The following is a 9,347-nucleotide window of genomic DNA, read 5'->3' on the forward strand; positions in this document are numbered from 1 at the left end:
CGTCGTGGAGAGCATTGCCGACCCCAGACTCATTGAGGAGATCACCTTTGTCATTGCTGCGGAAATAGTAGTACGGGACACTCTCCCAGAACGCCGAGAGTGCCCCCTGGCTAGGAACCGTGTGGTTGTAGACCACGTCCATCACCACCCCAATCCCGCGTTTGTGGAGCGCTTGTACCATCTGCTTCACTTCCCGCAGATGCTCCACCGGATCGCCACTCGGCTGCGTAGCATACTGCTCTTCGGGAACATTAAACAGCGATGTCTCGTAGCCCCAGTTGTAGTTTGCCGAGTGGGCGGCGTTAAAGTCCTGGAAGGGCAAGAGATGCACGTGGGTGATTCCGAGCTGTGCCAGATAGTCTATTTTCTGGGTTAGCCCAAGATACTTGCCACGCCACTCGGAGCGGACGCCGCTGGAGGGATGGATGGTAAAGTCCCGCAGGTGCAGCTCGTAGAGAATCGCATCCGTGGGTTTCTTGCCCACGAAAGGCCGAGGGGCGGGCCAGCCGGGCGGGTTGGTTCGAGAAAGATCAACGACCACCGAGCGCGAGGAGTCGGCAGTGGCAGCAACCCCGTAGATATCGGCGGCGCGGCGCATCTGGCCGTAGGAAACCAGCTCGAAGTGGTAGGGCGTCCCATGCCAGTCGCCTAGTGCCGCGACCTGCCAGACCCCAGAGCCCCCCCGCACCATCGGGAGGCGCTTGCTTCCAATTACCAGAGTCACTTGAGAAGCCACCGGGCTCCAGAGTTTGAAGACTGTCTGGGTGCGGCTCCAGCGTGCTCCCAGATCTGCAGGGGCATAGTAAAACACCGGATCAGAGAGGGCTTCGCGAATATAGACCGTGCGCCAGGGTTGAGCCTGAAACTGAACCTGGAGAGGCTGCATCATCTCACGTGCCGTCAGTTTCCGCGCAAGCTTGAGGCGAAACGACTGGTAGCGCGTGTCGTCGGGGCGGGCTTGGGGAGGAGCAGACAGAGACGTCGGTGTAGGCACGTCCCCAGGGTTCTCGACAGAGTTCTTGAGAGTCTTTTTCGAAAAATCGGCCACAAACCGAACCAAGGTTGACTTTGTGAGAACCAGCATCAGATTGGCACCACCCGGCGTAAAACCCATGCCGTAGTTCTCGTCCCAGGTGCCGCCTCGGGTGAGCTTGTAGGCGTGCGAGCCTGTGGGGAGTTTGACAATCAGCTCAAAACGCCCGTCACTCAGGCGCGTCATCTGGGTCTCTTTGCCACTTGGGTTCCACTCCTGTCCCCCCAGAACTTTTTGGAATGTCCCTGCCAAGACAACGCGCTTGGGATCTGGTACCACGGGAGCTTTCTCGCCCCCCTTTACCGCAATCACGGCAAGAGGCTGCCCGGCGAGGCGCACCCGAAACTGGCCCTCCAGTGCCTTTGGCGAGGCGCTTTTGGGTAGCCAGAGACGGATTTCATCCAGGACATCGAGAAAAGCGGGAAGATCGGTTGTTAAGAGCTGACGTCGCATCTTGCATATTTTACCCCTTGCGTGTATCCTGCCGCTCAGAGGCACCATGCAAAGTATGCAACCCAATATTGTTCTCATCTACACCGACGATCTGGGCTTTGGCGACGTCGGCTGCTACGGCGCAAAATCCGTTAAGACTCCCCACATGGATCGCATTGCCCGTGAGGGGCTACGCTTTACCGATGCCCACACTCCCTCGGCCACGTGTACGCCCTCGCGCTATGCCTTACTGACGGGCGAGTATGCCTGGCGCAAGCCCAATACGGGTATTCTCCCTGGAGATGCCGGGATGATTATCGAGCCAGGGCGGACGACCGTGGCTTCGCTACTCAAGAAAGCGGGCTATGCCACAGGGATCGTCGGGAAGTGGCACCTAGGTCTTGGGGCGAACGCTGGTCCCGACTGGAACGGGCGGATCACACCTGGTCCCAACCAGGTTGGCTTTGGGTATCACTTTCTGATGGCCGCGACGGGCGACCGCGTCCCCTGTGTCTATATTGAGAACGAGCAAGTCGTCGGCCTGACCAAGATCGATCCAATCCAGGTGCGCTACGGCAAAGAGAACTACGATGGTGAGCTAGACGGGGTTCGGGATCGGGCTGGCCTGCGCATGGACTGGAGCAAGGGACACAACAACGCCGTGGTCAATGGGATCGGGCGGATCGGCTTCATGAAGGGTGGCAAGTCCGCACGCTGGGTAGACGAAGACATGGCGGATGTGTTTACGAAAAAGGCCGTGGCGTTTATCGAGAACAACAAAGCCCGCCCGTTTTTCCTCTCGTTCAATACCCACGATATCCACGTGCCCCGCGTGCCTCACCAGCGCTTTATCGGCAAGACCCCCATGGGGCCACGCGGCGATGCCATTGCCGAGCTAGACTGGTGTGTCGGGCAAATTTTAGCCACGTTGGATAAGCTCAAGCTCACGAAAAACACACTTGTGATCTTCTCCAGCGACAATGGCCCCGTGCTCGACGATGGCTACATAGACAACGCCGTGGAAAAGCTGGGGGATCACAAGCCCGCGGGTCCGTGGCGCGGCGGGAAGTACAGCCTCTTTGAAGGCGGCACCCGTGTCCCGTTTCTCGTCCGCTGGCCCGCCCGTGTCAAGCCTGGCGTCTCCGATGCCCTAGTCTGTCAAGTCGATTTTCTCGCCTCATTTGCCGCCCTCACCGGCCAGAGCTACGACAAACGCAGCGCACCCGACAGCGAGAACATGCTTGCCGCGTTTCTGGGCGATTCCAAAACGGGGCGTACAACCCTGGTCGAGCACGCCGGGACACTCACCCTGCGCGAGGGGAGCTGGAAGTTTATCAAACAAAATCAGCAGCTCTATGACCTTGCTAAGGATCCAGGCGAGAGTACCAATGTCGCCACCCAGTTCCCGGAACGCGTCGCGGCCATGGCGGCGACATTGGAGAAAATCCGTAGCGCCGGAGCAACTCGCCCATGAAGCTCGCCTTGATTGGCCTGGCACTTCTAGGCTTGTTCCCAGTAGGAGACCGGAACCATGAGCCACGCCGGAACCACGAGGGTTCCGGCTTCAGAGGGCGACGGCTGCCTTCGCAGCCAACAGAATTTATTGGGCACGAAGGTGCCCGTCGCCCTCTGAAGCCGGAACCCTCGTTCTCAGGGCCAAACCGCTACAACGTCCTTTTTATCGCCATAGATGACCTGCGTCCTGAGCTGGGTTGCTACGGTGTGAAAGAGGCGCAGTCGCCGAACCTGGACCGGCTAGCGAAGTCCGGGATGGTCTTTTCGCGCCAGTATGCAGTCGTCCCGACCTGTGGCGCATCGCGCTATGCTCTGCTCACGGGGCGCGCTCCGGCTCACTCTGGGGTGACGGCAAGTAATGAAGCGCTCTATCAGGGCAAGACCGCCCTCAATCCCATGCTTCTTCCTGGTGCCCAGACAATGCCGGAGCTGTTTCGGCGGAGCGGCTACCAGACCGTCAATATCGGGAAAATCTCCCACACTGCCGATGGCCGGGTCTATGCCTACAACGGCGCCGGGGACGGTCGCCCGGAGCTGCCCCACGCCTGGGACGCGCTCCCGACCCCGTTTGGCGACTGGAAGCGCGGCTGGGGAATTTTCTTCGCCTACGAAAATGGCAAGAGCCGCGAGGACGGCCAAGGGCATAACGCCCTGATGGAGTTCACGGCCAAGAACGACGACGATCTCCCCGACGGCCAGCTGGCCCGCGAGGCGATTTCGCAAATTAAAGGCTTCAAAAACTCCGGCAAGCCGTTCTTCTTGGGGCTGGGCTTCTTCAAGCCGCACCTGCCCTTTGTCGCCCCGAAGCAGGATTGGGACGCATTCGAGGGCAAGCCAATCCCTTTGCCTCACTCCCCGCACAAGCCCGCCGCGCCCTACTGGCACCCCAGCGCGGAGTTCTACAAGTACAGCCTGCCATTCGCAAAAAAGCAGCCCCTCGACGACGACGCGGCTCGTACGGCGCGGCGGGCCTACCTCGCCTGTGTCCGCTACACGGATCGGCAAGTTGGCAAAGTGCTGGATGCACTTAAGGCCGAGGGCTTAGATAAAAACACGATTGTCGTGGTCTGGGGTGATCATGGCTGGCACCTGGGCGAGCAGCAGATCTGGGGCAAGCACAGCCCCTTCGAGCGTGCCGTTCGGAGCACGCTGATCGTCCGCGCCCCCGGAGTCGGCCCCACGGGAAAGGTCAGCGATGCCTTAATCGAGAACGACGACCTCTACCCCACCCTCGTCGAGCTCTGCCAGCCTCGCTTCACCAAGACCCACTACCCGCTCGATGGCAAGAGCTTTTTGCCCGTGCTCGCCGGGACACAGCGCACCGTCCGCGACTCCGCCGTCAGCTACTGGCAGGACGCTGTCACGGTTCGCACTGCCACCCACCGCCTAATCGCCCGGCGTAACAAAGACCCTAAAAATCCTGGCTTCACCGACATCGCCCTCTACGATCTCAGCAAAGACCTCGACAGCACCGAAAACCTCGCCGACACCACCCACACCCTCCGCGACACGCTCCTGAAAACCCTTCAGACAGCACTGACCAACCACGGCGAGAGCCTCTAAGGAGAGTTAAATTGTTTCAGAATGACAAGAAAAAACGCTTCGTTTTGCTACTAACTCTAGCGATACTACCCTTTATGCCCCCCAGCCCAGCGGGGGCCAGCGGGGCGGCGGGGGCTAGGGAACAGGCACCAGAGAGGCCCAATATCTTATGGATCGTCAGTGAGGACAACGCATCGCAGTGGCTGGGGTGCTACGGCAATAAAGAGGCGCAGACACCACGCATTGATGCTCTAGCGAAGAAGAGCGTGCTCTTTGAGAAAGCCTACGCCAATGCGCCGGTCTGCGCTGTGTCACGCTGCACGATTCTCAACGGAGCCTACTCGGTCACGCTCGGGACGCAGAACATGCGCTCGCGGCACGCCATCCCCACCGAGACTTTTAAGCCCTATGTTTCCTATCTACGTGAGCAGGGCTACTACTGCACCAACAATGCTAAGACGGACTACAACTTCAAAGGCAACGATGCCTCCCTGTGGGACATGTCATCGAACCAGGCGCACTATAAGAATCGCCCCACAGGCAAGCCGTTCTTTGCCGTCTTCAATATCGAGGTCAGCCACGAGAGCAATCTCTTCCCCCCCAAGGTCAAGACCAACCGCGAGAAAGGGCTGATTCAAGAGACCCCGCGCCTCGATCCCAAGACACTCTCTCTGCCACCCTATGTGCCCGACCTTCCCGAAATGCGCTCGGACTGGGCGATCTACCACGACACGATCACGGCTATGGACAAGCTCGTGGGTGCGAAACTCGATGAGCTGGAAAAGAGTGGGCAGGCGGACAACACGATTGTCTTCTACTACTCCGACCACGGCGGCCCGACGCCGCGCGGCAAGCGCTATCTGGAGGATACCGGCGTGCACATTCCCTTGCTCGTCCATGTCCCCAAGAAGTGGCAGGCTCTTTCACCGTTTGCCCAGGGCCAGCGTGTGAGCGAGCTGGTCTCGTTTGTGGACTTTGCACCGACCCTGCTCTCGCTCTGTGGCCAGAAAAAGCCCGCGCAGATGCAGGGGCGGGCGTTTCTAGGCACCGAGCGGGTCGCCCCGCCGAAGCAGCAGAGCGTCTTTCTCTTTGCGGATCGTTTCGACGAGCTTTACGGCATGCGCCGCGCGCTCACCGACGGGCGCTTTAAGTACATCCGGCGCTTCATGCCCCACCTGCCATCGGCTCCCTACAGCTACTACCAAATGGAGATTCCCGGCTGGGCCGCATGGCAAAAGGCCTGGAAAGAGGGCACGCTGACGGGCTACCACAAAGCGCTCTGGGAGCCCGCCGAGGCAAGCGAGGAGCTCTTCGACACCCAGAGCGACCCGTGGGAAATTAAGAACCTCGCTGGTGACGCTGCCCAGGCCGGTCGGCTCAAGGCGATGCGTGAGCAGCTTAAAAAGACCATGACCCAGGTGCGCGACACGGCGCTCATCCCCGAGCCGATGTACGCCGAGCTGGTGGAAAACAACGCGACGATCTATGCCTATGTCAATAGCCCCACCTTCCCACTCAGCGACGTGGCCGAGATCGCGTTTCTTGCCTCGGCGCGGGAGATAAAGAACCTCCCTGCACTCACCAAAGCCCTAAAATCTACGCACCCCGTGATTCGCTACTGGGGCGCACTGGGCTGTGTGGCTCTGGGCAAGGGGGCGGTACCAGCCACAGAGGCTCTCACCCCGCTCCTCACCGATGTCTCCTCGGCCAACCGGATCACCGCTGCCCACGCGCTCATTGTGCTTGGGCAGGCTGATCGTGGAAAGGCAGTCTTGCTTGCGGAGCTGGACAAACCAACGAACGAGTATGCGCAGCAGCTCCTCGTCAACACGATTGGCCGTCTTAGCTTAGAGGAAGCGATCCCCGCTTTGTGGGTCGAGCGAATTCTCAAGGACGACAGCGCCAACGAGTACCTGAAGCGCCTAGCAACCCGGCTCTCCGGTGCGGCGAAGCCTGCAGCGAAAAATAAAAAGAAGAAAACGACATCATGATGACCACCGGAATTCTAGCACTCCTACTGGCCCTTGCCCTCGCCCTGCCACTTACGGCGCGTGCGGCGGAGAAGCCCAATGTTGTCTTGATCCTCGCCGATGACATGGGCTGGTCGGATCTAGGCTGCTACGGAAGCGAGATCCAGACCCCGAACCTGGATAGCCTTGCCAAGAACGGGCTACGCTTTACCCAGTTCTACAACACGGCTCGTTGCTGGCCCTCAAGAGCCGGGCTACTCACGGGCTACTACGCCCAGCAGGTGCGCCGCGATGCGGTGCCCGGTGTCAAGAGCGGCAACGGTGGCGTGCGTCCCGAGTGGGCTCCCCTGCTCTCGACGCGGCTGAAGTCGCTTGGCTACCGCTCGTACCACTCGGGGAAGTGGCATGTGGATGGCAAGCCGCTGCAAAACGGCTTCGAGCATAGCTACAGTCTCGACGACCATGACCGTTACTTCGCGCCCCACCAGCACACCCTCGATGACAAGCCACTCGCGGCGATTGATCCCAAGAGCGGCTACTACTCAACCACCTACATCGCGGATCACGCGATCCAATGCCTCAAGGAGCACGAGGAAAAGTACAAGAGCCAGCCATTCTTTACCTACCTTGCCTTCACGTCGCCGCACTTCCCGGTTCAGGCGCTCCCCGAGGACATTGCCCGTTATAAAGATGCGTATATCAAGGGCTGGGATGCCCTGCGCAAGGTGCGCTACAAGAAGCAGCAGACGCTCGGAATCGCCGCCCGTAAGCTCTCCGAGATCGAGCGTGAGGTCGGGCCACCGTATGCCTTTCCCGATGCCATCAAGAAGCTTGGCCCGAGCGAGGTCAATCGGCCTGTGGCATGGGACACGTTAAGTACCGAGCAGAAAGCCTTTCAAGCGACCAAGATGGCGGTCCACGCTGCGATGGTGGACCGGATGGACCGCGAGATTGGGCGCGTCCTGGCGCAGGTCAAGGCGATGGGAGCGACCGAGAACACCATCGTCCTCTTCCTCTCCGACAACGGCGCGAGCGCGGAGATGATGGTGCGCGGCGATGGCCACGACCTCTCGCTTCCGATGGGTGCCGATGGCACGTTTCTCTCGATTGGCCCCGGCTGGTCGAGTCTGAGTAATACCCCGCTCCGTCGGCACAAAACCTGGGTGCACGAGGGCGGCATCTCCACCCCGCTGATCGTGAGCTGGCCCAAGGGAATTTCAGCCAAGAACGCACTACGCATTACCCCAGCGCACTTGGTGGATGTCGTGCCGACCATCCTAGAGCTGGCGGGAGAGACCATACCACTGGGCCACGCCGCGCCGGGCAAGAGCCTGATGCCACTCTTCACCGCCGATACCGGCCTCGCCCACGACTCGCTCTGGTGGGCACACGAGGGCAACCGGGCCCTTCGGGTCGGGGACTGGAAGATTGTCGCGGCGGGGAAAGACGCGCCGTGGGAGCTTTATAATCTCAAGGAAAGCCGCGCCGAAACCGAGAACCTAGCGGCAAAGCACCCGGAGCGCGTAAAAGAGATGGCCGCGCTCTGGCAGGCGCAGTGGGATGCGTATGTCAAACAGGCGCTGGAAAATCCGTTAAAATAGGCCATGGCGATTCCAAGCGGCACGATCACGCTTCTCTTTACGGACATTGAGGGGAGCACCAAGCTCTGGGAAGCGCATCCTGAGGCGATGCAAACCGCTCTTGCTCGCCACGATGCGCTGCTGCGTGAGGCGATTGAAGCAAACAATGGCTATGTCTTTAAGACCATCGGCGACGCGTTTTGCGCCGCCTTTGCCACCGCGCCAGAGGCACTGGCTACAGCACTTACAGCGCAGCTTGCCCTCGCCCAAGAAGACTGGCCGAAGCCAATCACCCTCAAAGTTCGCATGGCACTGCACACGGGCGCGGTCGAGAGCCGCGAGGGCGACTACTTTGGGCAACAGCTCAACCGAGTCGCACGCTTGCTCGCCACCGGACACGGCGGGCAGACGCTACTGACCCAGGCAGCCCAGGAGCTGATACGTGATAGCTTGCCACCCCACACGAAGCTCCGCGATCTGGGGACGCACCAGCTCAAAGATCTCGCACGCCCGGAGCAAGTCTACCAGCTCCAGTATCCAGAGCTACCCGAGAGTTTCCCCGCGCTCAAGTCGCTCTCGACGCATCCCAACAACCTGCCTCAGCAAGTCACCAGCTTTATTGGACGCGAGAAAGAGCTGGTAGAAGTTCAGGAACGGCTCGCACCAACACGCTTGCTCACACTCACCGGCGCGGGCGGCAGTGGCAAGTCCCGCCTCTCGCTCCAAGCCGCCGCTGATCTGCTGGAGCGCTTCCCCGATGGCGTCTTTTTGGTCGAGCTTGCCCCCCTCGCCGACCCGAATCTTGTCGTGTCCACGGTGGCAAGCGCTCTAGGCATCAAGGAAGTAGTGGGAAAGCCGATCCTGGCCACGCTCACCGAAGCTCTCAAGACGAAGACGCTTCTCTTGCTTCTGGACAACTGCGAACACGTTCTGGATGCCAGCGCAAAACTCGCCAACGCACTGATTCGTTCTTGTCCGGGTATCAAGATTCTGGCGACAAGCCGCGAGGGACTGGGAATCGCCGGGGAGTCTACCTATCGCGTCCCTTCGCTTTCCCTGCCCGATCCCAAGCAAACCCAGACGGCGGAGAGTCTGTCGCACTTTGAGTCGGTGCAATTGTTTATTGACCGTGCTCTCCAAACACAGCCAAGCTTCACGGTTACGAATGCGAACGCGCCCGCACTGGCGTCTATTTGCTTTCGTCTGGACGGGATTCCACTTGCCATTGAGCTTGCCGCCGCCCGCGCCCGCAGTCTCTCTGTTGAAGATATCAAC

Annotated in this window: 6 protein-coding genes; 5 read left to right on the forward strand and 1 reads right to left on the reverse strand. The window is 60.2% G+C overall.

The genetic code is table 11. The annotated features are described in order from the left end of the window. Positions 1-1,486, reverse strand: a 1,486-nt coding sequence (locus RMO15_RS24105) for an alpha-amylase family glycosyl hydrolase (protein WP_309718527.1), incomplete at its 3' end; no start/stop codon positions are given. A 55-nt stretch (positions 1,487-1,541) separates the two neighbouring features. Here RMO15_RS24105 and RMO15_RS24110 point away from each other — a divergent pair. From RMO15_RS24110 to RMO15_RS24130, 5 genes are all read left to right on the forward strand, one after another. After that, positions 1,542-2,939, forward strand: a complete 1,398-nt coding sequence (locus RMO15_RS24110) for an arylsulfatase (RefSeq protein ID WP_309718530.1) — start codon at positions 1,542-1,544, stop codon at positions 2,937-2,939. Then, positions 2,936-4,543 (forward strand): sulfatase, encoded by a 1,608-nt coding sequence (locus RMO15_RS24115; protein ID WP_309718533.1) that lies wholly within the window; start codon positions 2,936-2,938, stop codon positions 4,541-4,543. The genes RMO15_RS24110 and RMO15_RS24115 overlap by 4 nt, the downstream gene beginning before the upstream one ends. A 74-nt stretch (positions 4,544-4,617) precedes the next feature. After that, a complete protein-coding gene (locus RMO15_RS24120) occupies positions 4,618-6,513 on the forward strand; it encodes a sulfatase-like hydrolase/transferase (protein WP_309718536.1) in 1,896 nt (631 codons plus the stop codon). After that, positions 6,510-8,093 (forward strand): arylsulfatase, encoded by a 1,584-nt coding sequence (locus RMO15_RS24125; RefSeq protein WP_309718539.1) that lies wholly within the window; start codon positions 6,510-6,512, stop codon positions 8,091-8,093. The genes RMO15_RS24120 and RMO15_RS24125 overlap by 4 nt, the downstream gene beginning before the upstream one ends. Before the next feature lie 3 nt (positions 8,094-8,096). Continuing rightward, on the forward strand, positions 8,097-9,347 hold a 1,251-nt coding region (locus tag RMO15_RS24130), incomplete at its 3' end, for an adenylate/guanylate cyclase domain-containing protein (RefSeq protein WP_309718543.1).

Source organism: Armatimonas sp., from assembly GCF_031410135.1.
GTDB lineage: Bacteria > Armatimonadota > Armatimonadia > Armatimonadales > Armatimonadaceae > Armatimonas.

Coding starts and splice junctions, on each gene's coding strand:
- RMO15_RS24110 (WP_309718530.1), top strand. CDS start 1,542: ATGCAACCCAATATTGTTCTCATCTACACCGACGATCTGGGCTTTGGC.
- RMO15_RS24115 (WP_309718533.1), top strand. CDS start 2,936: ATGAAGCTCGCCTTGATTGGCCTGGCACTTCTAGGCTTGTTCCCAGTA.
- RMO15_RS24120 (WP_309718536.1), top strand. CDS start 4,618: ATGCCCCCCAGCCCAGCGGGGGCCAGCGGGGCGGCGGGGGCTAGGGAA.
- RMO15_RS24125 (WP_309718539.1), top strand. CDS start 6,510: ATGATGACCACCGGAATTCTAGCACTCCTACTGGCCCTTGCCCTCGCC.